Source organism: Streptomyces sp. KL109B, from assembly GCF_030766935.1.
In the GTDB taxonomy this organism is placed as follows: Bacteria; Actinomycetota; Actinomycetes; order Streptomycetales; family Streptomycetaceae; genus Streptomyces.
Genome location: NZ_JASERL010000016.1, coordinates 170,041 through 196,587, shown reverse-complemented (window position 1 = coordinate 196,587; position 26,547 = coordinate 170,041). Strand labels below are relative to the sequence as shown.

The window sequence follows — 26,547 nt, the reverse complement described above, 5'->3', positions numbered from 1 at the left end:
CGGGTCGTGTCAGGTCACGACTCGGCGGGCTCCTGCGGTGCCAGGAAGCGGCCCATCGGAAGGACCGGGCGGCCCCACGTCGACGCCATCACCTGCCCGGCCAGCAGATACAGCGCCCCGGCCGTCGCGGCGAGCCCGAACCAGCCCGCGACGCGGTTCCAGCCGACGAGGCCCGTGAAGCCGTTGCAGGTCATCGCGACGAAGACGACGAGCACACAGCTGAACGTGAGCAGCAGCACCAGGTGGATGCGCCAGCTCGCCAGCCACAGCACGAAGACCACGAACACCCAGGGCAGCGTGAACAGGCCCATCGTGTCGCCGCGCAGCGAGGGATCGAGGGACGGCAGCACCCACTGGAGCATCAGCGCCTTCGCCATCCAGAACAGGCCGAAGCCGCCGAACACCGTGGCGTGCCAGGTGTCGCCGCGCTGCGCCTGGAAGAGGCCCGCGAGGAGCTGGGCGAGGCCGCCGATGAAGAAGCCGACCGTGGGGACGTCGCCCGCCGCCAGCTTCTCCGGGAAGACACCGGCGTCGATACCGGTGGCGATCATCGTGACGACGATGAAGCCGGTCAGGCCGAGCGGGCCGAGCTGGGCCTGCGCGGTCGGCTCCATGCGCTTGACGGAGCTGGCCTGGGCGGCAGGGCCCGAGCGGTGCGGGAAGTTCATACGGCGGGCTCCGTCTCCGGGGCCTTCGCTGCGGCACCCCGCTTCTTCTCGCGCAGCCCCGCCACGAGCAGCGTCCCGAGCACGCCGACCACGGCCCACGCAGCCAGGACGAGCATCGACTGGGTGAGGTCATTGCCCTTGAAGTAGGCGATGGAGCGGGCCGCCCAGGTGCCCGCGCCCGGTGGCAGCCAGGGGCCGATCGCCTGCCAGAACGGCGGCAGCATCGGCAGCGGGAAGGCGCCGCCCGCGCTCGGGTTGCCCGCGACGACGATCAGCAGGACGGCCAGGCCGATGCCGACGACGCCGGTGAGTTCCTCCAGGGCGAGGGTGATCGCGCCGACCGCGAAGGTGACCAGGGCGCCGAGCCCCGCCAGGCCCCAGAAGGAGCCCGGCAGCGCGCCCAGGATCGAGTCGCCGATGATCAGGGAGCCGCCGATGCCGCCCACGATCGAGAAGACCGCGAGCGAGCCGAGCCGGATCGCCGCGCGCTGCGGGCTCGCGGGCTTGGACCCGGCGCTGATCGACATGATCGAGGCGCACAGATAGCCGCCGACACACCACCCGACGACGAGATAGAACGCCGAGAGCCCGTCGAAGTCCTGCTCCGAGGCGGGCGCCACGTCGACGGTCTTCACCGTGCGCTGCTGCTGCGCGTCGATCGTGGTGGCCAGGCCCTGGAGCGAGGAGGCCAGGACGGTGCCGCCGCCGGACGCGACGTAGAGGGTGTCCCGGGGCGTCTTCGCGTTGAACACGAGGGCGCCGTCGATCTCCCGGTTCAGGACCTGCTCGCGGGCCGTCTTCGCGTCCTTGACCACCCGCGCGTCGAGCGGGGAGCCCGGCAGCTGGTCCAGCTGCGCGGCGAGCTGCTTCGCCGCCGCGGGCTGCGGCGCGACGACGCCGAACGCGACGTCCTTCGGCTTCGGACTGTGCAGCGCCCCCACGTACGAGGTGATGAAGAGGAGCTGGAGAGCCAGGACGCCGATGACGAGGAGCGCGGCTCTGGGGGTGACGGCGTTTCTGAACTCTTCGGCGAACTTCATGTCCTCAACGCTCGGGCGAGGCCCCGGCTCATGCAGTCGGGGTGGGCCGAACGAGTGGGTGGCCGGTTTCGGGTGACCGTTTCGACTCGCACAGATATTCGAACATGGTTTACGGTGAGGGCATCGGCCCTGATGGGGCTGGTGTGGCAGGTCGTACAGGCCTGACAGGTCGGACAGAGGGGGGAGTAGTGGCGAGGTGGTTCGGATGCGGGGCTTTACGCATCTGCACACCGCCTCAGGCTTCTCCCTGCGCTACGGGGCCTCGCACCCGGACGCGCTCGCCGAACAGGCCGCCGCGCGCGGGCTCGACGCGCTCGCCCTGACCGACCGCGACACCCTCGGCGGCGCCGTCCGCTTCGCGAAGGCCGCGGGCCGGGCCGGGATCCGGCCGCTGTTCGGGGTCGATCTGGCGGTCGCGGCCCCCGTGGAGGCGGCCGAGCGCACCGAGCGGCGGCGCACCCCTGCGCGCGGCGGCGCGTTCGTCGACGAGTCGGCGCAGCGCGTGACCTTCCTCGCACGGGACGGCGCGGCCGGCTGGGCCGAACTGTGCCGCCTCGTCACCGCCGCGCACCGGGACGCGGGGACCGACCGCCGGCCGCTGCTGCCCTGGGACTCGCTGGGGGAGGGCCACGACCGCGGCCCCGCCTTCGTACTCCTCGGACCCGACTCGGACGTCGGCCGCGCGCTCGCCGCCGGACGCCCGGACCGCGCCGCCCGGCTGCTCGCGCCCTGGCGGGAGCGGTACGGGAGCGCGGCGCTGCGCGTCGAGGTCGTCTGCCACGGCCTGAGCGGCACCGGCTTCGGCTCGCTGCGGCACGCCGCCCGCTCCCTCGGATTCGCCGCCGACCAGGGGATCCTCCCCGTACTCAGCAACGCCGTCCGCTACGCAGACCCCGGACAGGGCCCGGTCGCCGACGTCCTCGACTCCGCCCGCCGACTCGTGCCGATCGACCAGCGCGCCGCGCTCGACAGCGGCGAACGGTGGCTCAAGCCCGCGAAGGACATGGCCGACATCGCCCTCCAGGTCTCCGAGGCCGCCGGATACCGCGGCAACACCGCGCGCCGCCTCCTCGTCGTCACCGAGGACACCGCCGCCGCCTGCCGGGTCGACCCCGAGGACGACCTGGGGCTCGGCCGCGTCCACTTCCCCGAACCGGACCTCGTCGGCGCCGCCCGCCGCACCCCCGACCGGGTCCTGCGCTCGCGCTGCGCCGCCGCGATGCTGGCGCGCCGCTACGACTACAAGCGCCGCTACTGGGACCGACTGGAGGACGAGCTGCGCCTCATCGAGCGTCAGGGCTACGCCTCGTACTTCCTGACGGTCGCTCAAGTGGTGCAGGACACCCGGGAGTTGGGTATCCGGGTCGCCGCGCGCGGCTCGGGCGCGGGCTCGCTCGTCAACCACCTGCTCGGCATCGCGACCGCCGACCCGGTCGAACACGGGCTGCTCATGGAGCGCTTCCTGTCCGAGCAGCGCATGGAGCTGCCCGACATCGACATCGACGTGGAGTCCGCCCGCCGCCTGGAGGTCTACCGGGCGATCCTGGACCGCTTCGGGCCCGAGCGGGTGGCGACCGTGTCCATGCCGGAGACCTACCGGGTCCGCCATGCCGTACGGGACGTGGGCCTCGCCCTCGGCATGGAGCCGGACGAGGTGGACCGGCTCGCGAAGTCCTTCCCGCACATCCGCGCCCGCGACGCCCGCTCCGCGCTCCAGGAGCTGCCGGAGCTGCGCGGCATCGACCCGGAGGCGTACGGCGGGAGCAGGATGTGGGACCTGGTCGAGGCGCTCGACGCGCTGCCGCGGGGGATCGCCATGCACCCGTGCGGGGTGCTGCTCTCCGACACCACCCTGCTGGGGCGCACGCCGGTCGTGCCGACCAGCACGGAGGGCTTTCCCATGTCCCAGTTCGACAAGGAGGACGTGGAGGACCTCGGCCTGCTCAAGCTCGACGTCCTCGGGGTGCGGATGCAGTCCGCGATGGCGCACTCGGTCGCCGAGGTCGAGCGGGTGTCGGGTGCGCGGGTGGACCTGGACGACCCGGCGCAGGTGCCGCCCGGCGACCCGAAGACGTATCAACTCATCAAGTCCTCACAGACGTTGGGCGTCTTCCAGACCGAGTCGCCTGGCCAGCGCGACCTGTTGGCGCGGCTGCAGCCCGAGACCTTCCACGACCTGGTCGTGGACATCTCGCTGTTCCGGCCGGGCCCCGTCGCGGCCAACATGGTCGACCCGTTCATCAAGGCGCGGCACGGCAAGCAGGCGCCCGCGTACCCGCACGAGGACCTGAAGGGGGCGCTGGAGGAGACGTGCGGCGTGGTCGTCTTCCACGAGCAGATCATCCGGATCCTGCACGTCATGACCGGGTGCAGCCTCGCCTTCGGCGACTACACGCGGCGGGCCCTGTCGAAGGCGGACCAGGTCGGGCGGGTGCGGGCCTGGTTCGCGCGGCGGGCGCGCGAGCGCGGATACGCGGAGGAGGTCGTGGCGCGGACCTGGGAGATCGTCGAGGCGTTCGGCGCGTACGGGTTCTGCAAGGCGCACGCCGTGGCGTTCGCCGTGCCCTCCTACCAGTCGGCGTGGCTGAAGGCGCACCATCCGGCCGCGTTCTACGCGGGGCTGCTCACGCACGATCCCGGCATGTACCCGAAGCGGCTGCTGCTCGCGGACGCGCGGCGGTGGGGGGTGCCGGTGCTTGCGCTGGATGTGAACGCGTCGGACGCGGCCTATCGAATCGAACTGGTGTCTGATCCGGACGGTGGTGGCCGCTCCGTGCACGGCCTCCGGCTCGCGCTCGCCGACGTACGCGGCATGAGCGAGGCCGAGGCGGAGCGGATCGTCGCGGGGCGCCCCTACGTCTCGCTCCAGGACTTCGTCTCCCGGGCCCGGCCGTCGCGACCGGTGGCCGAACGGCTCGCGCAGGTGGGCGCGTTGGACGCGTTCGGGCGCAACCGGCGGGATCTGATGCTGCACATCGCTGAGCTGAGCAAGGGGCAACGGGGTGGTGCGCAGGGGCAGTTGGCGCTCGGTGAAACGGGTGGCGGGCCCGCCGAGGTCGCCCCGGCCCAGTTGCCCGATCTCGACGACGTCGAACGGCTCGGCGCCGAGCTCGGCGTGCTCGGCATGGACACCTCGCGCCATCTCCTCGGCGAACACCGGGAGTTGCTCGACGAACTGGGCGTCGTCGACGCGCGGCGGCTGCGCGACCTGCCGCACGGACAGGTCGTCCTCGTCGCCGGGGCGAAGGGCGCCGTGCAGACGCCGCCGGTCCGCTCCGGCAAGCGCGTCATCTTCACGACCCTCGACGACACGTCCGGGCTTGTCGACTGCGCGTTCTTCGAGGACAGCCACGACGCGGCCGCGCACACCGTCTTCCACGCCTGGCTGCTCCTCGTACGAGGAGTGGTGCAGCGGCGCGGCGGCGGCAGCGGCAAGGCGCTCTCCGTCACCGGGGCCGCCGCGTGGGACCTGGCCGAACTCGCCGAACTGCGGCGCACGGGAGGGCTGTCGGCGGTGACGGAGCGGCTCACCGAGGAGCGGCCCGCGGCGGGCGGCGGCGCGGTGGGCGGAGACGTGGCGGGTGGCGGCGTGGCGGGCGGTGGCGCGGTGGGCGGCGGCGTGGCGGGCGGTGGCGTGGCGGGCGGTGGCGCGGTGGGTGAGCGCAGCATCCGTCTGGAGACCGGTTACGACCTGCATCCCTGGGCGGATCTGCGGCCGGCCGGCGAATCCGTCAAGCAGGGCCGGGGCCGCAAGTTGTGGCATCAGAGTCCGGGGAGTGCGGGATGACGCAGGTTTTGTACGTGCACTTTCATGAACTCGTGGACGAGCAGCTCTACTTGCGGCTGCTCGGGCTGCTCGCCGAGTTCACGCCCCTCGTGCAGGCGCTGCCGCCGGACGCCGCGTTCGCCGATGTCACCGGCGGCCTGCGGTACTTCGGTACGGACGCGGTGGGGCTCGCCGAGCGGATCCGGGCCAGGACCGGGGGCCTGTACGGGCTCCGGTCGACCGTCGGGGTCGCCGCGAATCCGATGCTGGCCAGGATGGTCGCCGCCGACGGGCCGCCGTCCGCGGTGCGGGAACTGCCCGACGACCTGGACGCCGTCACCGCCTTCCTCGCGCACAAGCCCGCCGCCGCGCTGCACGGCGTCGGGCCCGCGACCGCGCGCACCCTCTCCTCGTACGGCCTGGACAGCGTCGGCAGGATCGCCGCCGCGCCGCTCGGCACGCTGCAACGGATTCTCGGCGCCGCGGCCGGGCGGCGGTTGCGGGACGCGGCCCTTGGGGTCGATCCGACGCCGGTGGTGCCGGAGGCGCCGGCCCGCTCGATCCGCGTCGAACACGAGTTTCCGGGCGATGAGTTGGACCGGGAGCGGCAGCGGGCGGCGTTGCTGGCGCTGGCCGACCGGGTGGGGTTGCGGTTGCGGGGGGAGGGGCAGGCGGCGGGTGCGCTCACGCTGACCGTGCGGTATGCGGACCGTACGACGACTGTGCGTACGCGTACGCTCCGCGAGGCGTCGGACCATACGCCTACGTTGACCGGGGTCGTGTACGAGCTGCATGAGCGGTTGGGGTTGCAGCGGGCGCGGGTGCGGGCTCTCGCGGTGCGGGCCGAGAGGTTGGTTGCGGGTGAGCGGGCGCCGCGGCAGTTGTTGTTCGATCCGGCGGATGAGCGGGCGCGTCGCATCGAGGAGGTCGTCGACCGCGCCCGGACCAAGTACGGTCCGGACGCGGTGCGCCCTGCGGCGGCCTGACCCTCCCGTGGTTGCGGCCTCGGGGCTCTGCCCCGGACCCCGCTCCTCAAGCGCCGGAGGGGCTGGATTGGCCGACCGGCGCTGGATTGGCCGACCGGCGCTGGATTGGCAGGCCGGCGCTTGGAGAGTGACTAGCGGCCGTGGCGGCCGGGCGTCGTTGCGCGGCGGCGCATTGAGGCGAACAGGCCGGCCGCGCCGATCGCGAGGGCGGCCGCGCCGCCCATGGCGATGTACGGGGTGGTGGAGTCGCCGCCGGTCTCGGCGAGGGGCTGGGATCCGGAACCACCCTTTGTGGAAGGGGAGTTGTGAGACTCGTGCGACTCGTGTGACGAGTCGCCCATGTCCATCCCGCTGTGGTCGACCGTCGACTTGTCCGCGTCCGCCGCGATCTGCTCGTCCGAGGGCTCCGCCGCGGCCGCTGCGGCCGACGACGCGCCGCCGTACGTCACGTCCGAGCAGGAGTAGAACGCCTCCGGGCTGTCCGAACGCTGCCAGATGCCGTAGATCAGCTGGCGGCCCGTACGGTCGGGGAGCTTGCCGGAGAAGGTGTAGTAGCCGTTCGAGGCCGTCGGGTCGGTCTTCGTCGCGACCGGGTTCGACAGGTCCAGATCGGACCACTTCAGCGGCTTCGACGGGTCGTAGCCCTGCTTCGTCATGTAGAGCTTGAAGGTGCCCTTGTGCTGGGCGGTCACCTTGTACTTGAACGTGTACGAGCCCGCCGAGACCTTCGTCGCGGGCCAGTCGTCGCGCGCCAGGTCCATGCCCTTGAACTCGTCGGAGTTCGCCGAGCACAGCTTGCCGTCCGGGATGCGCTCCTGGTGCTTGCCGCCGGCCTCGCCGTCACGGATGCCGTTCCAGTCGTACAGGGCCTGCGGCCCGCCCTCGGCGACCGCCGCCTTGCATGCCGCCGAGGTCGGGCTCTCGGCGCCCTCCGCGTAACAGGCGGCGACGCGGCTCGCCGGGTCGCCGAGCGTGCCGTGCGCTGCCGCGGGCGACGCCGAGAGAGCGGTCAGGGCGAGGGGGATCGCGCCGACCGTGGTGAACGCGGCGATCTTGCGGCGGCTTGCGGGCATGGGGGTACTCCTTGATCGATTGCATCGATTGCATTGGGGGGTGCGGCAAGGAAGTTAGCCCGGAAAATCGCGCCGTTCGGCCCGTGGGAGCGCTCCGAGTGGATCTTTATGGCGCCCTTAAGGTGCCACTCAGCCTGCGCTCAGAATGAGCCGGAGCGAGCCCCCGGACCCGCCTCTACGCCACCCACCGGTACCGCCGCTCCGGCCGCCCCGTCCCGCCATAGCGGAGCGTCACCCGCGCCCGGCCCGTGCCCGCGAAGAACTCCAGGTACCGGCGCGCGCTCACCCGCGAGAGCGAGCCCGCCTGCTCCGCGCACTCCGTCGCCGACAGGCCGCCCGGGTGGGCGCGGAGCGTCTGTTCCACCAGGTCCGCGGTGTGCGCGGCGAGGCCCTTCGGGAGTTCGCGGGAACCCGGCGGTCGGGCGCCGAAGATCTGGTCGACGTCCTCCTGGCGGGCCTCGTCCAGGCCGTCGAGGCGGGCCCGCAACGTCGCCACATGCCTCAACTGCTCCTGCAGAGCTGCCTGGTTGAACGGCTTGATGAGGTAGTGGAGCGCTCCCGCCCGCAGCGCCGCACGCACCATCTCCGCGTCCCGCGCCGCCGTGATGAACAGCGCGTCCACCGGCGTACGCGAAGGGTCCCGCTCCTCCGCCGCGCGCAGCGACCGCAGCACCTCGATGCCGTCCATGTCCGGCAAGTACACGTCCAAAAGCACCAGATCGGGCCGCACCGCCTCCGCCGCGCGCAGCGCCTCCGTACCGCTGTGCGCGACCCCGGCCACCACGAAACCGTCCATCGCGGACACGAAGCGGCTGTGCAGCTTCGCCACCATGAAGTCGTCGTCCACGATCAAGACCTTGATCAAGACCTTTGTCACTGGCGCAGAGTAGGTGTGCGACCACAAGGACCACAACGTCCGTTGCTTGCGGAAGGGCGACAGCTTGTTAACGCCTAGGCAACATGTGGGCCACTCGAACTCCCCGTCCCCACAACCTCCCTGCTCCCCACGACTCGACAGGTGGTGGCACACGTGCGCCTGCGCACACCCCTCGCCCTGCTCGGGGCCGCGCTGCTCGTCCTGGTGGGGCCGCCGCTGCTCACCACGGGCAGCGGCGCCGACACCGGCACCCAGATCCCCGGCCTGCGCCTCATGGTCCCCAACACCCCGGGCGGCGGCTACGACATCACGGCCCGCACCGCCGCCAAGAACGCCGAGGACGCCGAACTCACCCACAACATCGAGGTGTTCAACCTGCCGGGCGCCGGCGGCACCGTCGGCCTGACCCGCCTCGTCGGCGAGCACGGCAACGGCAAACTGGCCATGTCCATGGGCCTCGGCGTGGTGGGCGCCGCCCGCTCCAACCACTCCCCGACCACCCTCGCCGACACGACGCCCATCGCCCGCCTCACCGAAGAGGCCGACGTCGTCGTGGTCGCCAAGGACTCCCCGTACAAGAACATCGAGCAGCTCGTCGACGCCTGGAAGAAGCGGCCCGGCAAGCTGCCCGTCGGCGGCGGCTCCTCGCCCGGCGGGCCCGACCACCTCGCGCCCATGCTGATGGCGCGCGCAGCCGGAATCGAGCCGAAGAAGGTCAACTACGTCCCGTTCGACGGCGGCGGCGAACTCCTCGCCTCCATCCTCGGCGACAAGGTCGCCTTCGGCGTCTCGGGCGTGGGCGAGTACCTCGACCAGATCAAGAGCGGTGAGCTGCGCCTGCTCGCCGTCACCGGCCCCGAACGCGTCCCCGGCCTCGACGGGCCCACCCTCAAGGAGTCCGGCTACGACGTCGACTTCACCAACTGGCGCGGCATCGTCGCCCCGCCCGGCCTCTCCGGCACGCAACGCGACAAACTCACCAACCTCGTAAAGAAGTTGCACGCGTCCGAGGAGTGGAAGAAGTCGCTGAAGTCGAACGGCTGGGACGACGCGTTCCTCGTCGGCGACGACTTCGGGACGTTCATGGACGCGCAGGACAAGAGAGTCGTGTCCGTACTGAAGGAGCTGGGGCTGTGACCGCCACCGACACCCGGCCGACCGACGACACCCGCCGGTCCTGGCTGCGCGAACACTCCGAACTCGGCGTCTGCGTCCTGCTGTTGGCGCTCGGCGTGCTCGTCCTCACCGACGCGCTCACCATGGACGTCGACATCTCCCAGCGCGGACCCGTGGGACCGAAGACCGTACCGATCGTCGTCGGCATCGGGCTCCTCGTCGTCGCCGTGCTCCTCGCCGTCGACGTACTGCGCGGCGGCAGGGGAGAGGCCGAGGCCGGCGAGGACGTCGACCTGGCCGAACCCGCCGACTGGCGCACCGTGCTGCTCCTCGCGGGCGTCTTCCTCGCCACCGCCGTCCTCATCGAACCCCTCGGCTTCCCGCTCGCGGGCGCGCTCCTCTTCTGGGGCGCCGCGTACGCGCTCGGCAGCCGCCACCTCACCCGCGACCCGCTGATCGCCGCCGGGCTCTCCCTCCTCACCTTCGTCGTCTTCAACAACCTGCTCGGCGTCCCGCTGCCGGGCGGCCCCCTGATGGAGGTGCTGTGACCCCATGAACGCCCTCAACTCCCTCCTCGACGGCTTCAGTACGGCCCTCACCCCCATCAACCTCCTCTGGGCCGCGATCGGCGTCCTCCTCGGCACCGCCATCGGCGTGCTCCCCGGCATCGGCCCCGCCATGGCCGTCGCCCTGCTCCTCCCGGTGACGTACGGACTCGAACCCACCGGCGCGTTCATCATGTTCGCGGGCATCTACTACGGCGCCATGTTCGGCGGCTCGACGACCTCGATCCTCCTCAACACACCCGGCGAGAGCGCCGCCGTCGTCGCCGCCATGGAAGGCAACCCCATGGCGAAGTCCGGACGCGGCGCGCAGGCCCTCGCGGCCGCCGCCATCGGACACTTCGCCGGCGGCATGATCGGCACCATCCTGCTGGTCGCCCTCGCCCCCAAGGTCGCCTCGCTCGCCGTCGACATCGGCGCACCCGACTACTTCGCCATCATGGTGCTGGCGTTCATCGCCGTGACCTCGGTACTCGGCTCGTCGCGGGTCAGGGGACTCGCGTCCCTCCTCATCGGCCTCACCATCGGGCTCGTCGGCCTCGACCAGATGACCGGCCAACAACGCCTCACCTTCGGCTCGTTGCAGCTCGCCGACGGCATCGACGTCGTCATCGTCGCGGTCGGCCTCTTCGCCATCGGCGAGGCCCTGTGGGTCGCCGCCCACCTGCGCCGCACCAGCGGCGAGGCCATCCCCGTCGGCCGCCCGTGGCTGGGCCGCTCCGACGTCCGACGCACCTGGAAGTCCTGGCTGCGCGGCCCCCTCATCGGCTTCCCGTTCGGCGCGATCCCGGCGGGCGGCGCCGAGATCCCCACGTTCCTCTCCTACGTGACCGAGAAGCGCCTCTCCAAGCACAAGGACGAGTGGGGCAAGGGCGCCATCGAAGGCGTGGCCGGACCCGAATCGGCGTCCTCGGCCTCAGCCGCCGGCACCCTCGTCTCCATGCTCACCCTCGGCCTCCCGACGACGGCCGTCGCGGCGGTCATGCTCGCCGCCTTCCAGCAGTACGGCATCCAGCCGGGGCCTCTTCTCTTCGAGAGGGAGCCGGAGTTGGTGTGGGGCCTCATCGCGTCGCTCTTCGTCGGCATGGTGCTGCTCCTGGCCCTGAATCTGCCGTTGGCCCCCGTATGGGCAAAACTGCTGCGCATCCCCCGCCCGTACCTCTACGCCGGCATCCTCTTCTTCGCCGCGGTCGGCGCGTACGCGGTCGGCGGCGAGGCCATCGACCTCGTCATCCTCCTGATCATCGGCCTCATCGGCTTCGGCATGCGCCGCTACGGACTCCCCGTCCTGCCCGCCGTCATCGGCGTCATCCTCGGCCCGAACGCCGAGCAACAGCTGCGCCGCGCCCTCCAGATCAGCGACGGCAGCGTCAGCGGCCTGGTCAACACCCCGTTCTCCGTGACGGTCTACGCGGTGGTGCTGCTCATCGTGGCGTGGCCGCTGGTGAAGAAGCTGGTGGTGCGGGGGAGGGGCGGTGACGTAGACAGGACGGCATGAGCAATGAGCGTCCTGAAGGCCACGTAGATCACGTAGATCACGTAGGCCACGCGGAGATCCGGCCGGCCACCGCCGCCGACGTGCCCGCCGTCAAGGCGATCACGGACGCGGCATACCACCACTACATCGAACGCATCGGCGTCGTACCCGCCCCCATGGAGGCCGACCACGCGGCCAATGTGGCGGCGGGCCTGGTGTACGTCACCGGGGACCCGGAGGTGCTCGGCCTAGTGGTGGTCGAGGCCCGCCCCGACCGCCTCTTCCTCGACAGCATCGCGGTCCACCCCGACGCTCACGGCCAGGGGGTGGGCCGCCGCCTGCTCGCCTTCGTCGACGAGCACGCGCGTGCGCTCGGACTGCCCGAGGTGAGGCTCTACACGAACCACCTCATGTGGGAGAACCAAGAGCTGTACCCGCGCTACGGATACGAGGTCGTGGAGCGCCGCACCGACGGCCCCTACGACCGCATCCACTACCGCAAGCGGCTGGGACCCGCGTAACAGGTCAGCGAGGTCAGGGTCTGAGCGTCATCGGACCGGCCCCGCTCACTCGTCCGGCCACCAGGTCTTACGGACGTCCTTGCGCACTTCGGGGCGCTCGCGCTTGCGCTCCGCCGCGTCGTCCTGGAGTCGGCGCTTGATGCTGCTCGCTCCGGTCGGCTTGTGCATGGTCACTCGGCGCATGGTGCCTCCTGTACCTACACGGGTCCCAACGTGGTGCCGTTGTAGACCTGTTCCCGGAGGGTCCCCCTTCGAAGCGCAATTGTCAGTGGCGGTTGTCACGATGGGGGGATGACGACATCTGGGGAATCGGTCGATTGGAACGCGTACGCGGGCAGTTTCGACGACGAGCCGGATCACGGGCTGCGGGATCCGCGGGTGCGGGACGCGTGGGCCGCGCGGCTTGCGGAATGGCTGCCGGAGGAGGCCGGGGACGTGGTGGATCTCGGGTGCGGGACCGGGAGTCTGGCACTCCTCGTGGCTCAGCGGGGACACCGGGTGACTGGGGTGGACAGTGCGCCGCGCATGCTGGAGCTGGCCCGGCGCAAGCTCGCGGGGTGGCGTGACGCGGAGTTTCTGCTGGGTGACGCGGCGCAGCCGCCGGTGGAGGCCGGGGCGTACGACGTGGTGCTGGCGCGGCACGTGCTGTGGGCGCTGCCGGACACCGAAGCCGTGTTGCGGCGGTGGGTGTCGTTGGTGCGGCCTGGTGGGCGGCTGGTGCTGGTGGAGGGGGTGTGGGGGGAGGTGAGTCCGGCCGGGATAGCGGGGGCGTGGCTGACGGAGGCGCTCGCGCCGCTCGTCGCGGAGGTGCGGCACGAGCCGCTGTCGGGGGATGCCCGGCTGTGGGGGCGGGAGGTGAGGGACGAGCGGTACGCGGTGGTGGCCTTTACGTGAGGAGGTTCGTGAACTCGCCTTGTTTCGCCAGGAGTTCGAGGTCGTCCAGGGCTCGGGTCGCCGCGTGCGCCGCCTCCGGGTCCCGGGTGGCGAGGCCGCTGGCGGCGAACTCGTCCTCGTCGAGGCGGATCACCTGGCTGCCGTCCGCCGAGACCCACAGGTCGAGGTCGAGGTCCTCGGAGAGGATGTCGCCGTCGGGGGTGCGGATCGCGGGGCGGGTGATGTCGCAGTACCAGCCCTTCAGGGCGCCTTCGGAGGTGCGGACCTCCTTGATCGCGTACCAGCGGTCGCGCCAGTAGTGCTCCGTGAAGATGTCGCCGGGGGCGAATTGGACGAAGCCGAAGTCGCGGACGTCGCCGCCGGCCCAGGCGGCGCGGACGGTGACGCGGGTGCCGTCGTCGTGGAGGAGCGTCGCCGGGTAACTGATCTTTGTGCGGCCCGCCTTGACGAGTCGTACGTTCAGCGACTCAGGCGTTGTCGAGGGTGCGGACATGGCGGATCTCCGTGGCGTCGAGGGTGTAGCCGAACCATTTGTTGATGGCGAGCATCGGGGCGTTGCCGGTGTCGTTTCCCGTGTACGCCACCGTGACGCCGGCGGCGCGCGCCCGGTGCAGGGAGTCGGTCTTGGCGAGCTTGGCGAGGCCGCGGCCTCGGTGGGCGCGGGCGGTGCCGGTCATGCCCGAGACGTAGCGTCCTTCGCCGTCGGTGAGGGCCGCCGTGAAGGCTGCCGGGGTGCCGTCGACCACGGCCACCGTCGACAGGGCGTGGTTCAGCAGCGGCTGGTGCCAGGTGTCGTGCAACCACTGTTCGTAGTCGACGAGTTGGGACTGGATGTCGCCCGGTTCGTCACGGGTGGCCGCCGCGTCCAGGGTGAAGAGGGGGCGGGGGTCGGCCGCGTAGGCGGTGGCGGGGAGCAACTCCACGCCCGGTGGCGTGGGTTGGAGGGGTGGGAGGGCGTCGGGCGTGAGGTCGAGGCGGAGGAAGTGGGCGCTGCGGCCGGGGCGGTAGCCGTGCGCCGCCACCCAGGACAGGTTGCGTTCCGGGGTGGCGAGGGCCCAGCAGTGCACCTCGGTCGCACCGTGCTGGGCGAGGTGGGCCTCCGCCGTACGCAGGAGGAGGGTGCCGGCGCCCCTGTTCTCCGCGTCGGGGTGGACGTAGATGTTCGCGTAGCCCTGGCCGGAGGTCGGGCTGTCGTACGCGAGGCCGACCTGCGCCGTGCCGATCGGCTCGCCGTCGCCGGTCTGCGCGATCAGCTGCCGGTAGTGGGCGTCGGGGTGGGCGTGCGCGGCGGCGTACGCGACGGAGGCCGGGGTCGCGAGCATGGCGGGGAGGCAGGTGCGGCGGATGCGGGCGAAGGCCTCGGTGTCCGCCGGGTTGTCGAGGCGCAACTCGCGCACGATCACGGTCATGGGGGCGCACGCTACGCGGCGCGCGCTACCGGGTGCCTCTCATTTTCCGGCGCTGCGGGAGAATCGGGGGCGTGACCGTGAAGATCGATATCCACATTGACGACAGCGCCGCGCCGTATGAGCAGGTGCGGGCCCAGATCGCCGCGATGGCCCGCTCCGGCGCGCTCCCCGTCGGCTACAAGCTGCCCACGGTGCGCGGCCTCGCCGAGGACCTCGGGCTCGCCGCGAACACCGTGGCCAAGGCGTACAAGGCCCTGGAGGCGGATGGGGTGATCGAGACGCGGGGGCGGAACGGGACGTTCGTCGCCGCCGCCGTCGAGGCCGGTGCGCAGGAGGCGGCGAACGCCGCGCAGGCCTACGCGGTGCGCGTCCACCGCATCGGCCTGTCCGAGGACGCGGCACTCGCGGCGGTACGGGACGCGCTGCGGGCCGCGTATGCCTGACCCGCGCCTGCTCTTGGCCCCTTCTTGGCCCCCGCCGAGTCCCTACGCCTCGCCCCGGCTCCGGCGCGGTGCGATCTCGCTCAGGTCCAGGTCCACCGGGAACGGCACGGACACCTTGACGCGGTCGTGGAAGATGCCGGTCGGGGTGTAGACGCGGGTCGCGGGTTCGAGTTCGAAGGCGTAGACGACCGCGCGGCCCCGGTCGTTCTCGACACGCCAGTAGGTCAGGAAGCCGATCCAGGTCGTCGCCGGTCCAGCCGCCCGTCGGCGGCACGGGCCAGCGGTACGACGGCCGCTCGGGTGCCCCGCCGACCTCGTGTTCCACGCTCATCACTGCTCCCATGCGACGGAGTCCGGCGGACGCCTCCAGCGTATCGAGCGGGTACGGAATCGGGGTCCTGCGAACGTGTGAACCAGCGGTGACGTTGACCCGATGCCCGATGCCCGATGCCCGATGCCCGATGCCCGATGCCGCCGGGCTCACCGTCGGAGCCGCGACGTCACAGGTACAACCCCGCCTCCGCCCCGCCCCGCTGGTCCGGCACAGCCGTCGGAGACACCCCGCGGCGCAAGGCGTACAGCTCCGCCAGTGTCGCGCCCTCGCGCCCCACTCCCTCCTCCGTGCCGAGCCAGTCCGTCGCCTCGCGGCGGGTCAGCGGGGAGACCTCGATGCGGGCGAGGCACCGGCCGGGGCGGACGACGGCCGGGTGGAGGCGTTCCAGGTCTTCGTTGGTCGTGACGCCGACGAGGACGTTGCGGCCCTGGCCGAGCAGGCCGTCCGTGAGGTTCAGCAGCCGTGACAGCGCCTGGCCCGCCGTGTGCTTGGCCTCGCCGCGGATCAGTTCGTCGCAGTCCTCCAGGAGGAGCAGCCGCCAGCGGCCGTTCGCCGAGCCGTCGTCCTCGCCGATCGCGATGTCCATGAGGTAGCCGACGTCGGAGAAGAGCCGCTCGGGGTCGAGGACGCAGTCGACCTGGCACCAGTCCCGCCAGGAGCGGGCCAGCGTACGAAGAGCCGAGGTCTTGCCCGTGCCGGGCGGGCCGTGCAGGAGCAGCAGGCGGCCCGCGATGTCCTCGGGGCGGGTCTTCATCAGGCCGTCCATCGCCTCGGCGACCGGCGCCGTGTAGTTGGGCCGCACCTCGTCCCACGTACCGGCCGCGATCTGCCGCGTCGTACGGTGCGGGCCGCGCCGCGGCGACACGTACCAGAAGCCCATCGTGACGTTCTCCGGCTGGGGTTCGGGCTCGTCGGCCGCGCCGTCCGTGGCCTGCCCGAGGACCTTCTCCGCCAGCTCCGCCGTCGTCGCCGTCACCGTGACGTCGGCGCCCCTGTTCCACCGGGAGATCAGCAGCGTCCACCCGTCGCCCTCGGCGAGCGTCGCGCTGCGGTCGTCGTCGCGCGCGCAGCGCAGGACGCGCGAGCCGGGCGGCAGGAGGGTCGCCGCGGAGCGGACCCGGTCGATGTTGGCGGAGTGCGAGAAGGGTTGCTCGCCCGTGGCGAAGCGGCCGAGGAACAGCGCGTCGACGACGTCGGACGGCGAGTCGCTGTCGTCGACGCCCAGCCGGACCGGCAGCACGTCGAATGGGTTCGCAGACATGCCGCCATGATCCGGCACGAACGGTCGCCCCGCACGCAATTTCCGCAGCGAGCCGCCTGGCCGGGGGCCCCTCGTACCGGCCGACACGCGTACCCCGGGTGTCGAACCTCGTTACGAGTCCGTGGCAACGGAGCCGGCCCTTCCGCCAACTACCCTCGTTACTCTTGTCCTTGATGGGACGTCATGGGTGGGAATCGGGGGCGCGCCGCTGGCGGCTCGTCGCCCTGATCGGCGTAGGGATGGCCGTACTGGCCCTGGTGCTGACGGTCATCAGCACGCTTCCTGACGGCAACCACGACACCGCGGGCACCACGGCCGACGGCGACAAGGTGCACGGCACGCCCGGTGAACCCCCCAAAGAGCTTGGGCCGCAAGTGGGTTGGGGGTTCACGCACACCCAGTTCTCCGCCGACGAGGGCTCGTCCGCCGCGACCGAGCGCGCGGAGAAGCTGCTCGGCGAGCGCCCGATGCCGCAGAACCAGCACATCATGGGCTGGGGGGCGAGCAACCCGGAGCCGGTCAAGGGGCGTTACCAGTTCGAGGAGATGGACCGGCGCATCGACTTCGTCCGCAAGTCCGGTGGCACGCCCGTGGTCACGCTGTGCTGCGCGCCCGACTGGATGAAGGGCGGGAAGGCAGGCGTCGGCAATACGAACTGGAGCAAGGCGGCCCTGGAGACCGCGCCGTCGCCCGAGCACTACAAGGACTTCGCGAAGCTCGCGGCGACCGTCGCCAAGCGGTATCCGTACGTCCGGCACTTCATCGTCTGGAACGAGTTCAAGGGGTTCTGGAGCGATGACGAGGGCCGCTGGGACTACGAGGGGTACACGAAGCTCTACAACCTCGTGTACCGCGCGTTGAAGGACGTACGCAAGGACATCATGGTCGGCGGACCGTACCTCGTCATGGACAGCCTGCATCCGAAGCAGAGCGATGGCGGGTCCGATGCCGTCAAGGGGCCCTGGGGGCGGATGGACCAGCGGATCGTCGACGCCTTCGACTACTGGAACCGGAACAAGGTGGGCGCCGACTTCGTCGTCGTCGACGGGTCGAGTTATACGAATGACGACGAGATGCTGCCGGACGAGTTCGGCGCCACCGACAAGTTCACCGCCGTCGGCAGGTGGATCGAGCGGCAGACCGGGAACCTGCCGCTGTGGTGGGCGGAGTACTACGTGGAGCCCGCCGACAGCAGGGACGAGCGGCAGGGCTGGAGCGAGCCGCACCGGGTCGCCGTGCAGGCGGCCGGGATGATCGCGATGGCCAGGGGTGGGGCGACGTCCGGGTTCTACTGGAACCCGGAGGACGAGAAGGGGGCGGGGTGCGCCGGTTGTCTGTGGCGGCCCACGGACCGCTCCACCGGCGGAAGCGCACTCCCCATGTACGACTTGGTGTCCCGGTTCAACGAAGAGTTCGGCCCCGGCACCAAGTACGAGAAGGTGTCGGTGGCGGCGGACGACGTGCCGAACGTACGCGTCCTCGCCGACGACAAGGCCGTACTCGTCGTGAACACCCTGAAGCGGCCGATCAGCGCGAAGATCGACGGGCAGCGGTTCCCGATGCGGGGCTACGAGGTGAAGTGGCTGCGGCGGTAGTACCGCAGCCGTCCGCGTGAACTACGTGAGGCCCATCGTGATGAAGCGTTGGATCAGGGATGCCAGGACCACCGCCAGGAGCGGTAGGGAGAACCAGAACGTGCTTTGCAGCCAGCGGAGTTGGCGGACGGTGGGGCGGAGGGCGACGCGGACGACCTCGCGGGCCGTCAGGAGCGCGATCAGCGCGATCGCCGCGAGCGCGCCCACCAGGGACCAGGGGGTCCAGGTGATCTGTGGGCCGATCGGGCCCGGGTCGGCCTTCGCGACCTTGCCTGTGGGTTCCTTGCGGAGTTGGTACATGGTGACGTCCGCGTTGACGTACACCTTCTTCAGTTCCTCGCGGCGGTCCAGGTTCTCGACGAGGCGCGTGGGCCACGCCTTGGAGTAGCCGACGTCCATCTGGAGGTAGACGACCTGGCTCTTGTTGAGCATGAGGTACGAGTGGGGGCCCGCGTCCTTGAGCGCCTTGACGAGGCCGCCGACCAGGACCGGGTCGACGGGCGCGAGCGTCGGCACGTAGTTGACCTTCTCCATGTCGCGGGCGCCCCACGGCAGCGCGGGCGTCACGTTGTTGACCGTGTCGTTGCTCAGCCACAGGAGGCGGACCGTCGGCTCGTCGTGGGCGTAGACGTAGTCCATCGCCGCGACCTCGCCGGGGCGGATCCGCTCGAACGGCTCGTTGCCCCAACGGGCCACCAGGAAGCCGCCCATGAGCAGCAGGCCCGCCATGAGCGCCGCGATCGGGGCGAGGCTGATGCGGTCCTTGTCGCGCTCCTTCGCGGTGACGCCGGTGCGCGGGAAGAGCGCGAGACCGGCGAGCAGGGCCGCGCCCGGGAGGGCGAACATGAAGACGCGCAGCGCCATCTCACCGCCGTAGGACTGCATGCCGAAGCCCAGGAACGGCACGAAGGCGAGGACGAGGAGTGAGCGTTCGCGGTATTTCCATTCGCGGCGGCGCCACCAGCCGTAGCAGGCGAACGCGAGCACCGCGCCGGCCAGGGCCACGCGCGTGTAGAGGACGAGCTTGTGGGTCGAACTGCCGTCCTGGATACGGCCGGAGACCGAGGACGTCACATTGCCGCCGACGCCGCCGATCCCGCCGAACAGGTCGTTGAAGTGCCCCGACCAGTACGGCTCCGCGAGGAAGCCGAGCCAGACGACGACGATGACGCCGAACAGGAGTGGCAGGCCGCGGAGTTCGGACCTGCCGACCAGGACGAGGACCGTGAGGACGCCCAGCATCACGAAGGGCGTCAGCTGGTGTGCGGGGACCGTCGCCGCGAACACCGCGACCAGGACGACGAGCAGCACCGCGCGCTGCCGTCTGTCGGTCGGCGCGACCTCCGTCTCGCCGGGGCGCCACTTCGCCCACAGGGTGCGCGGCGCGCGGAAGTAGACCAGCAGGATCGCCACGAAGACCAGATAGAGGAGGTACGTGAACCCTTGCGGCGAGAAGTAGTCCTGGCCCACCCAGCCGCTGAGCACGAACAGCCACAGGCCGGTCCACTTGGCCCGCCAGCTCGCCCGTACGGAGCGCAGCAGCAGGAACATCGGTGCCAGGTAGAGGAGTTGGATGGCGGTGGGCCACCAGCGGATGAGTTCGGTGAGGTCGTCGACGCCGCAGGCCTTCGCGAGGAAGGCCGCCGCGGCGAAGAAGCCGGGCCAGCTCCAGCGGGCGTCTAGGTCGGGGACGGCGGAGCCGGTGCGGTCGATGTAGTCCATGAAGCCCAGGTGCTGCCAGGCCGTCGCGAACCGCGGCTCCGCCTCGATCACGGCGGGCAGCGCGTGCAGCGAGACGACCGTGGCGAGCAGGGTGAGCATGAGGAGTCGCTTGTGCGGGCGTTCGAGCCAGAGCAGCGAGGCGAATACGCCGATGAGCAGGGCCGCGCCGAGCAGCGTCACGGGGGACAGGACGGAGATCAGGCCGAGCCCGCCCATCCGGTTCAGGTCCGTCTCGCCCATCCCGAGGACCGGGCCCCAGTAGAGCCCGAGCGCCGCCACGAGCAGCAGGGCGAGGACGAGGGCGGTGGGTGTGAGGCGGGCCGCCGGGTGGGCCGCCGGGTGGGGTGGCTCCGATGGTGGGGTGGGGAATGCGGGGGCGGGTTGGGGGTCAGGTTCGGGTTCTGGGGCTGGGGCTGGTTCGAAGGTCAGGTCCACCGATTCCAGGTGCGGGTCGGTGGCGGCAGCGGATGGGGATGGCGACGGGGACGGGGGCGGGGGCGGGGGCACGGGTGGCGATGTCGGCGCCGTCGCCGGAGGCTTCGTCGCCCACGTCGGCAGGTGCGTTCCCCGCGGCGGTGTCACGGGGCCCGGTCGCACGTCCGGGCGGCGTTCCTGGTGGTCCAGGTTCAGCTGCACCGCGAGTTGCAGCGTGTCCGAGTCCATCGCGTCGCGCAGCGCCCACTTGGGGCGCTCGTCGCCGGCCGTGCGCGCCTTCGGGGTGCCGAGGTCGGCGAGGTCGCCGTCGGGCGGCGCGTCCTCGGGGGCCGGCTCGGCGGGCGCGGTGCGGACGACGCGCCACAGCTTCGGCGCGGCGATCGCCACGATCACGGTGAGCGAGGAGATCTCCGCGACGCCCGCGCCTGTGAGGCCCATGCGGGGCAGGAGCAGCAGCGTCAGGCCGAGCACGAGCACGCACAACAGGCCCTGCAGCCAGGCGAGTCCGGAGGTGCGGCTCTGCGCGCGCAGCACCGCGAAGTACGTCTCCATGACGACCCGCAGCGCCGCCCCGACCGCGAACCAGCGCAGCAGCGGCGTCGCCGCGTCGGAGTAGTCCTGCCCGAACACGTGCAGTACGTAGGGGGCCAGGATGAACAGCAGGCCGCAGATCGGCAGCATGATGCGGGCCATGCGGCGCAGCGCGGCGCGGGTGTTCGCGGCGAGCGTCGCCGGGTCGTGCGAGCCCTCGACGGTCAGCGAGGCGCCCATGTTGATGGCGAGGAGATTGACGGTGCCGCCGATGGTGGTCGCGATGTAGAAGTACGCGTTGTCCGCCGAGCTGACCTGCGAGGCGATGAGCACGGGCACCAGGTAGACGACGGCGAGCGAGAACAGCGAGCCCGTGTAGTCCCCGGCGAGGAAGCGGCCCATCTCGCGCAGCGAGGGCGGTTTCGTCCTCTCGTCCGTGGCCTCGATGTGCCGGGGCACGAGCCGACGGAACACGAGCAGGCCGAGCGGCAGCACGGAGAACGCGATCGCCACGACCCACGACACGAACACCCCGGTCGTCGCGAGCGCACCCGCGAACGCGACCAGAAGACCCAGCTTGACCAGCGAGAACACTGTGTTGCCTACTGGTACCCACAGCGCGCTGCGCAGCCCGGTGAGCACCCCGTCCTGGAGTGTGAGCAGCGACCAGGCGATGACGGCGACGACGAAGCCGAGCCCGTGGAGCGTGCCGTGCAGGAACCGGTACGAGGGTCCCCACGTGTCGAGCGTGAGCAGGAAGATCAGCGCGGCGAACGCGACGGCCGCCGAACTGCCCGCGTACGTACGGAAGATGAGCCGTCCGGTGGCGCGCCCGGCGATCGGGATGAAGCGGGCGAGCGCTCCGGTCAGCGTCACGGCGGTGAGGCCCGCGAGGAACTTCATCGCCGCGATCGCCGCCGAGCCCTGCCCGACCGCGTCCGCCGTGTAGTAGTGCGCGGCGGCCAGCCAGAAGCCGACGCCGAGCACGCCGGAGATGCCGGTGTTCAGCATCAGCGCATAGGCGTTGCGGAACAGCTGGCTCCCGCCCCCCGACCCACCCATGCCGTCCTTGTTGCCCTTCTTCCCGCGCCCTATGCCGGGCAGCCTGAGCCGGCGCCCGGCCGGTGCCGGCGCCGCGGCTCCGGCGGTGCCGGTCGGGTCGGCGTCGGCGGGGGTGGTCTTCGTGTCAGACACGGGTACGCGCTGCCTTCCGGCGGGCCTGTCGGGCTCTGCGGACCACGGCGTACCCCTTGGTGAGGGCACGGTCCCTGGCGAAGGTGCGGCCGATCGCACGGCCGTCGACGAGCCGCTCGAACTCGGTGGGTCCTGTCGAGCGGCGGACGGTGACGCGGCGCAGGGCGTACGGCCCTTGGCGGCGGCGGGCGAGCGCGTTGCCGACGGCGAGCGACTGGGCGAACCCGGCCGCCCGCACCGCCCGCCGCACCCGCCGGTCGGAGTGCCCGTACGGGTACGCGAAGGAGACCGGCGCCGTGCCCAGTTCGGCGGCGACGAGCTCCCGGCAGCGCAACAGCTCGAACTCCAGGTCCGCGTCGTCGAGTTGGTCGAGCTGCGGGTGGGTGTGGCTGTGCCCGCCGATCTCCACGCCGTGCGCGGCGAGCGCCCGCACCTGGTCCCAGCCGAGCATCGCGTCGAGCGCGCCCCCGGTGTCGTACGCGCCGCGCAGCCAGCCCGTCGAGACGAACAGGGAGGCCGTGAAGCCGTGCTTGGCGAGGGTGGGCAGGGCGTGTGTGTGCACGCCCTCGTAGCCGTCGTCGAAGGTGATCAGGACGGGCCGGTCCGGCAGCGTCCGGCCGCCGTCGCGCCAGATGGCGGCGAGTTCGGCGGTGGTCAGCGGCGTGCATCCGCGCTCGGCGAGCAGCTCCATCTGCTGGGCGAACTGGCCGGGGGAGACCGAGAGTTGGTACGTCGCGGGGTTCGGGTCCGCGCTGACGGCGTGGTACATGAGGATCGGCACCGACCCGGCGTCGGGCGCCGCCTGGTGTGTGCTCACGCGGCCGCCTCCGTTCTCCCGGCTTCCTCAGTGGTCGCGTCGGCGGGTTCCTCCGTGGGCGCCCCGATCTCCGCCACGGTGAAGGCCGCGCCGCCGCCGCGCGCCCGCAGGCAGCCCAGCGCGTACCCCCCGGCCGCCGTCAGAACCCCGGCGACGATGGCCCCTGCGCGGCCCGCGCCACCGGACCGGCCGAGCGCGAAGTCCCGGGCGCCGCGCGCCACTCCGGCGGGCAGCACCCGCGTCGAGTACGCCCGCTCGGACTCAAGCCCCTTGTCGGAGCCGACACTTCGCGCGACGAGCGCCTTCGACAGGCCCTCCGCGTACGTCCGCGTACGGAAGTAGCCGAACCGCTCGCGCCCCGCCGGCACCCGGTGGTGGATGACGGCCCGGTCGTCGATCAGGAGCACCGCGTCCGGTCTCGCGCGCGTGATCCGGATGCACAGCTCCGTCTCCTCGCAGCCCAGTGGGCGCTTGTCGCCGTCCCGGCCGATGCCGGTCGCGAAGCCGCCCGCGATGTCGAACGCGGAGCGGCGGAACGAGGCGTTGCCGCCGAGCACATTGCGCACCTGGACCTTGCCGCGCGGCAGCCCCCTGTACGTGCAGCCCACCACCCAGTCGAACTCCTCAGGGAACCAGGCGGGTCGGCGCCCGGACGCCCAGATGGGTTCGGTGCGCCCGCCGACCGCGAGGACGCGCGGGTCCGCGTAGCCCGCGGCGAACCAGCGCAGCCAGTCCCGCTCGGCGACGGCGTCGTCGTCGAGGAACGCGACGATGTCGCCGCGCGCGACGGCGATCCCGGTGTTCCGCCCGGCGGAGAGGCCGCGGGGGCCGGCGTTCGGCAGTGTTCGCACGTCCGCCGCGCCCTCGAACTCGGCGGTGAGGCGCGCCAGTAGTGCGGGGTTGTGGTCGACGACGAGGAGGGTTTCCAGTGCGGCGTATGACTGTTGGCGGATGGAGTCGACGGCGGCGAGGATGTCGTGCCAGCGGTCTTCGGTGTAGACGCAGATGACGACCGTGAACGTCGCGGGGCTCTGCCCCGGACCCCGCTCCTCAATCGCCGGAGGGGCTTGATGTGCCGGCGGAGCTTGATGTGCCGGAGGGGCTTGATGTGTCGGTCGTCGCGTCAAGATGCTTCCCTCCGGGCCGGGTTGACCTTGACCGTGGCCGCGCGTCGTCGCAGATCACGGCGGTTGGACCGCTCTCGCAGGATGACCTTGAGCACCCGGATGCCGTCCCGGACGGCCCGGAGGTTGCTGGCGCCGTGGATGCGTAAGTACTCGTGGCTGGGTATCTCCTGCACCTTCAGGCCCGCCTTGACGACCCGGATGTTCATCAGGGTCTCCACCTCGAACCCGGTGCAGTCGAGCTCGATCTCGTCGAGGCAGTGCCGCCAGAAGGCGTTGTACCCGTAGCACAGGTCGGTGTAGCGGGCCCCGAACTTGGCGTTGACGGTCGAGCAGAGCGCCCAGTTGCCGAGCTTGCGGATGGGGGTCATGTCGTCGGTGCCGCCGCCGTTGGCGAACCGTGAGCCCTTGGCGAAGTCGGCGCCGGAGACGAGCGCGGAGACGTAGGAGACGATCTCCTGGCCGTCGGCTGAGCCGTCCGCGTCGATCATGACGATGATGTCGCCCGTGCAGGCGTTGAATCCGGTGATGAGGGCGTCGCCCTTGCCCTTTCCGTGCTGCGGCACGACCACGACTTCCGGCCACAATTCCCGGGCGACTTCCACGGTGCCGTCGGTTGAATTCCCGTCCACCAGAACGACCTCGTGGATCCAGTCGGGAAGGGTCTTGAAGACGTACGGAAGATTCTCCGCCTCGTTCATGGCCGGAATGACCACGCTCACCCGCGGCGCGATGGCCAGGTGCGTGGAGATGGCCCGGTACTGGGCGGGAATTCGGCCTTCCGGAGGCGTGCCTTCGGGAATCACCGGAGGCACAACGGAACTGCTCATGAGTCTGGTCCCTCTCGTCCGGTGGACCGCCCGCCCCCGGGCGGTCCGGCTTCGTGTCCGGTTCGAAAGGGGGGTTCTCACTGACGGCATGCCGGACGAGCTCTCCGTGCAGGCCGGGTGAGCTGGCAATACACACCGGTTGGTTGGACCGGCCGCGCGGCACGCGACCCGGCGACCCAGGACGCCGAAGCGAGCGACTCGCCGAGCGCGGCACCCCCCTGCCGCGCCCCGCCCCGGGCCTTCGCGACCTCGGTCCCTCCCCTTGATCGCATGTACTGCGGGCCCGATGCGGGTGGATGTACGACGGTATTGATGATTGTGACTGTATGGCAAGACCTGGAACGAGCCCTCACGTTTTTATTGTTTTGGCCGTTCCGTTAACTTGCGTCCCCCTCAGTGGATTTTTCCCATCCGTTTCATGATGTCCCGCGCCACGCCCCCGCGCAGTCGCCGGACGGCCCATTGCAGAAGAAAAGCGGAACCGCTGAGAATTCCCACGGCGAGCACTCCGCCGTCCACCGACCAGCGGTGCACCGCGAGCATGCCCTGGGAGACCAGCATCACGACCGCGATGGCGCCGGCGGCCGATGTGAGCACCCGCGCCCAGGGGTCGAGGCCGCGCAGGGCGGCCGCGAACGCGGCGCCGGGAGCGGCCAGCAGGAAGAAGAGCGCGAGCGGACCGCGCAGCGGGGAGTCGGCGTGCGAGAGCGCGAGGACGAGGCCCGCGCCCCCCAGCACGGCGCACGCCCCCGCGAGCAGATAGGGGCCGTCCGATGACGACCGCTTGATGCCTGTGGTCACGCCTATGGTCCGCATGGGCGACTTGCCCCCCGAAGCGCCGGATGCCGGGCTTCAATGTGGCGCAGTCCCCGGGGTGGCGTCAAGGCGGTTCAGCGGTACAACTCCGTTGAAGAACAGTCCAGTTGATGGTCACGTCCGCGTCCTTCTACGGGCGTAGCGTGCCGGTACCGAGGGTAAGTCAACCTCGGTAACCGTGACATGAACCTGCAATACACGCGGGCGACAGAGATCCTGTCGATCCTGCTAAGGGAGGTTCCATGAGATCTTTCCGGATTGCGGCATACGTCTCCTCTTTCCTGCTCGCCACGGCGGCGGCCCTCACCGGGGCCACGGCCGCGCACGGCTCCGACAGCGCCGCTGCCACGGGCTATGTGGCCCTCGGCGACTCCTACTCCTCCGGGGTCGGCGCCGGCAGCTACGACGGCGACAGCGGCTCCTGCAAGCGCTCCACCAAGGCGTACCCGGCCTTGTGGGCGGCGGCCCACTCACCCTCAAGCTTTAATTTCACCGCGTGCTCGGGCGCTCGTACGGGTGATGTCATCGCCAACCAGCTCGGCCCGCTCGGCAGCGGCACCGGGCTCGTCTCGATCTCCATCGGCGGCAACGACGCGGGCTTCGCCGACGTCATGACGACCTGCGTCCTGTACTCCGAGTCCACCTGCGTGAACCGCGTCAACCAGGCGCGCACGTACGTCACTTCGACCCTGCCCAGCAAGCTCAACGACGTCTACTCGGCGATCACCACCAAGGCTCCAAGCGCCCACGTCGTCGTGCTCGGCTACCCGCGCTTCTACAAGCTCAGCGGCACCTGCGTCGCCGGCCTCTCCGAGAACGAACGCTCCGCCATCAACAGCGCCGCCGACCTGCTCAACTCCACCATCAAGCAGAACGCCACCGCCCGCGGCCTCAGCTTCGGGGACGTGACGACCACGTTCACCGGGCACGAGATCTGCTCCGGCTCCTCGTGGCTGCACAGCGTCAACTGGGCGAACATCGGCGAGAGTTACCACCCGACGGCCACCGGCCAGTCGAGCGGCTATCTGCCCGTGTTCGCGTCCGCGGCCTGATCA

23 protein-coding genes and 1 pseudogene are annotated in these 26,547 nt (G+C 71.2%); 10 read left to right on the top strand and 14 right to left on the bottom strand.

What is annotated here, in order from left to right; all coding sequences use genetic code 11:
• Positions 1-14: 14 nt before the first annotated feature.
• Both RBJ65_RS38145 and RBJ65_RS38140 read right to left on the bottom strand, forming a co-directional pair.
• Positions 15-668 carry an acetate uptake transporter gene (locus RBJ65_RS38145; RefSeq protein ID WP_306319371.1) on the bottom strand — a complete coding sequence of 218 codons (654 nt, stop codon included), beginning with the start codon at positions 666-668 and terminating at the stop codon, positions 15-17.
• The gene (locus tag RBJ65_RS38140) at positions 665-1,708 is read right to left on the bottom strand and encodes a DUF3533 domain-containing protein (RefSeq protein ID WP_306319370.1); all 1,044 of its coding nucleotides are present in this window, start codon (positions 1,706-1,708) and stop codon (positions 665-667) included. Before RBJ65_RS38140 ends, RBJ65_RS38145 begins: the two co-directional genes overlap by 4 nt.
• A gap of 205 nt (positions 1,709-1,913) precedes the next feature.
• Between RBJ65_RS38140 and RBJ65_RS38135 the strand changes: the two genes are divergently transcribed.
• On the top strand, positions 1,914-5,495 hold the full coding sequence (locus RBJ65_RS38135) for a DNA polymerase III subunit alpha (RefSeq protein ID WP_306319369.1): 3,582 nt from the start codon (positions 1,914-1,916) through the stop codon (positions 5,493-5,495).
• On the top strand, positions 5,492-6,460 hold the full coding sequence (locus tag RBJ65_RS38130; protein WP_306319368.1) for a hypothetical protein: 969 nt from the start codon (positions 5,492-5,494) through the stop codon (positions 6,458-6,460). The genes RBJ65_RS38135 and RBJ65_RS38130 overlap by 4 nt, the downstream gene beginning before the upstream one ends.
• A 131-nt stretch (positions 6,461-6,591) precedes the next feature.
• Here the strand turns inward: RBJ65_RS38130 and RBJ65_RS38125 are convergent, their stop codons facing one another.
• Together RBJ65_RS38125 and RBJ65_RS38120 are read right to left on the bottom strand one after the other, a co-directional pair.
• Positions 6,592-7,533, bottom strand: coding sequence for a lytic polysaccharide monooxygenase (locus RBJ65_RS38125; protein WP_306319367.1), 942 nt, complete (start codon positions 7,531-7,533; stop codon positions 6,592-6,594).
• A gap of 175 nt (positions 7,534-7,708) precedes the next feature.
• Positions 7,709-8,398 carry a response regulator gene (locus RBJ65_RS38120; protein WP_306319411.1) on the bottom strand — a complete coding sequence of 230 codons (690 nt, stop codon included), beginning with the start codon at positions 8,396-8,398 and terminating at the stop codon, positions 7,709-7,711.
• Between the two features lie 165 nt (positions 8,399-8,563).
• Here RBJ65_RS38120 and RBJ65_RS38115 point away from each other — a divergent pair, with 165 nt between their 5' ends.
• Genes RBJ65_RS38115 through RBJ65_RS38100 form a run of 4 tightly spaced genes read left to right on the top strand, consistent with a single transcriptional unit; the run spans position 8,564 to position 12,087 of the window.
• Positions 8,564-9,547 carry a tripartite tricarboxylate transporter substrate binding protein gene (locus tag RBJ65_RS38115; RefSeq protein WP_306319366.1) on the top strand — a complete coding sequence of 328 codons (984 nt, stop codon included), beginning with the start codon at positions 8,564-8,566 and terminating at the stop codon, positions 9,545-9,547.
• Positions 9,544-10,074, top strand: coding sequence for a tripartite tricarboxylate transporter TctB family protein (locus tag RBJ65_RS38110; protein ID WP_306319365.1), 531 nt, complete (start codon positions 9,544-9,546; stop codon positions 10,072-10,074). Before RBJ65_RS38115 ends, RBJ65_RS38110 begins: the two co-directional genes overlap by 4 nt.
• A gap of 4 nt (positions 10,075-10,078) precedes the next feature.
• The gene (locus tag RBJ65_RS38105; protein WP_306319364.1) at positions 10,079-11,587 is read left to right on the top strand and encodes a tripartite tricarboxylate transporter permease; all 1,509 of its coding nucleotides are present in this window, start codon (positions 10,079-10,081) and stop codon (positions 11,585-11,587) included.
• Positions 11,584-12,087 (top strand): GNAT family N-acetyltransferase, encoded by a 504-nt coding sequence (locus RBJ65_RS38100; protein WP_306319363.1) that lies wholly within the window; start codon positions 11,584-11,586, stop codon positions 12,085-12,087. Before RBJ65_RS38105 ends, RBJ65_RS38100 begins: the two co-directional genes overlap by 4 nt.
• A gap of 45 nt (positions 12,088-12,132) precedes the next feature.
• On the opposite strand, the gene RBJ65_RS38095 is transcribed toward RBJ65_RS38100, so the two are convergent.
• Complete coding sequence (locus RBJ65_RS38095) at positions 12,133-12,270, bottom strand: hypothetical protein (protein ID WP_306319362.1); 138 nt, start codon at positions 12,268-12,270, stop codon at positions 12,133-12,135.
• Positions 12,271-12,378: 108 nt separating this feature from the next.
• Between RBJ65_RS38095 and RBJ65_RS38090 the strand changes: the two genes are divergently transcribed.
• Positions 12,379-12,981: a bifunctional 2-polyprenyl-6-hydroxyphenol methylase/3-demethylubiquinol 3-O-methyltransferase UbiG gene (locus RBJ65_RS38090; protein ID WP_306319361.1), complete on the top strand. Its 603-nt coding sequence runs from the start codon at positions 12,379-12,381 to the stop codon at positions 12,979-12,981.
• Here RBJ65_RS38090 and RBJ65_RS38085 read toward each other — a convergent pair.
• Together RBJ65_RS38085 and RBJ65_RS38080 are read right to left on the bottom strand one after the other, a co-directional pair.
• Positions 12,974-13,474: a DUF402 domain-containing protein gene (locus tag RBJ65_RS38085; protein WP_306319360.1), complete on the bottom strand. Its 501-nt coding sequence runs from the start codon at positions 13,472-13,474 to the stop codon at positions 12,974-12,976. The genes RBJ65_RS38090 and RBJ65_RS38085 overlap by 8 nt on opposite strands.
• The gene (locus RBJ65_RS38080; protein ID WP_306319359.1) at positions 13,449-14,390 is read right to left on the bottom strand and encodes a GNAT family N-acetyltransferase; all 942 of its coding nucleotides are present in this window, start codon (positions 14,388-14,390) and stop codon (positions 13,449-13,451) included. The genes RBJ65_RS38085 and RBJ65_RS38080 overlap by 26 nt, the downstream gene beginning before the upstream one ends.
• 77 nt (positions 14,391-14,467) lie before the next feature.
• On the opposite strand from RBJ65_RS38080, the gene RBJ65_RS38075 reads away from it, so the two are divergent.
• Positions 14,468-14,833, top strand: a complete 366-nt coding sequence (locus RBJ65_RS38075; protein WP_306319410.1) for a GntR family transcriptional regulator — start codon at positions 14,468-14,470, stop codon at positions 14,831-14,833.
• 42 nt (positions 14,834-14,875) lie between these two features.
• Here RBJ65_RS38075 and RBJ65_RS38070 read toward each other — a convergent pair.
• Both RBJ65_RS38070 and RBJ65_RS38065 read right to left on the bottom strand, forming a co-directional pair.
• Positions 14,876-15,055 (bottom strand): annotated as a pseudogene (locus RBJ65_RS38070) (Uma2 family endonuclease); the annotation flags it as partial.
• A 278-nt stretch (positions 15,056-15,333) separates the two neighbouring features.
• Positions 15,334-16,428 carry a DUF5925 domain-containing protein gene (locus RBJ65_RS38065; RefSeq protein WP_306319358.1) on the bottom strand — a complete coding sequence of 365 codons (1,095 nt, stop codon included), beginning with the start codon at positions 16,426-16,428 and terminating at the stop codon, positions 15,334-15,336.
• Between the two features lie 173 nt (positions 16,429-16,601).
• Between RBJ65_RS38065 and RBJ65_RS38060 the strand changes: the two genes are divergently transcribed.
• Positions 16,602-18,023 carry a xylan 1,4-beta-xylosidase gene (locus RBJ65_RS38060; RefSeq protein ID WP_306319357.1) on the top strand — a complete coding sequence of 474 codons (1,422 nt, stop codon included), beginning with the start codon at positions 16,602-16,604 and terminating at the stop codon, positions 18,021-18,023.
• Between the two features lie 21 nt (positions 18,024-18,044).
• Here the strand turns inward: RBJ65_RS38060 and RBJ65_RS38055 are convergent, their stop codons facing one another.
• From RBJ65_RS38055 to RBJ65_RS38035, 5 genes are all read right to left on the bottom strand, one after another.
• Positions 18,045-21,905: a lipopolysaccharide biosynthesis protein gene (locus RBJ65_RS38055; RefSeq protein ID WP_372341286.1), complete on the bottom strand. Its 3,861-nt coding sequence runs from the start codon at positions 21,903-21,905 to the stop codon at positions 18,045-18,047.
• Complete coding sequence (locus tag RBJ65_RS38050; RefSeq protein WP_306319408.1) at positions 21,898-22,674, bottom strand: polysaccharide deacetylase family protein; 777 nt, start codon at positions 22,672-22,674, stop codon at positions 21,898-21,900. The genes RBJ65_RS38055 and RBJ65_RS38050 overlap by 8 nt, the downstream gene beginning before the upstream one ends.
• 44 nt (positions 22,675-22,718) lie before the next feature.
• The gene (locus RBJ65_RS38045) at positions 22,719-23,777 is read right to left on the bottom strand and encodes a glycosyltransferase family 2 protein (RefSeq protein WP_306319407.1); all 1,059 of its coding nucleotides are present in this window, start codon (positions 23,775-23,777) and stop codon (positions 22,719-22,721) included.
• Between the two features lie 68 nt (positions 23,778-23,845).
• On the bottom strand, positions 23,846-24,676 hold the full coding sequence (locus RBJ65_RS38040) for a glycosyltransferase family 2 protein (protein WP_306319356.1): 831 nt from the start codon (positions 24,674-24,676) through the stop codon (positions 23,846-23,848).
• Between the two features lie 393 nt (positions 24,677-25,069).
• Positions 25,070-25,477 carry a hypothetical protein gene (locus RBJ65_RS38035; RefSeq protein ID WP_306319355.1) on the bottom strand — a complete coding sequence of 136 codons (408 nt, stop codon included), beginning with the start codon at positions 25,475-25,477 and terminating at the stop codon, positions 25,070-25,072.
• A 257-nt stretch (positions 25,478-25,734) separates the two neighbouring features.
• Between RBJ65_RS38035 and RBJ65_RS38030 the strand changes: the two genes are divergently transcribed.
• Positions 25,735-26,544, top strand: coding sequence for an SGNH/GDSL hydrolase family protein (locus tag RBJ65_RS38030; protein WP_306319354.1), 810 nt, complete (start codon positions 25,735-25,737; stop codon positions 26,542-26,544).
• Positions 26,545-26,547: the final 3 nt, after the last annotated feature.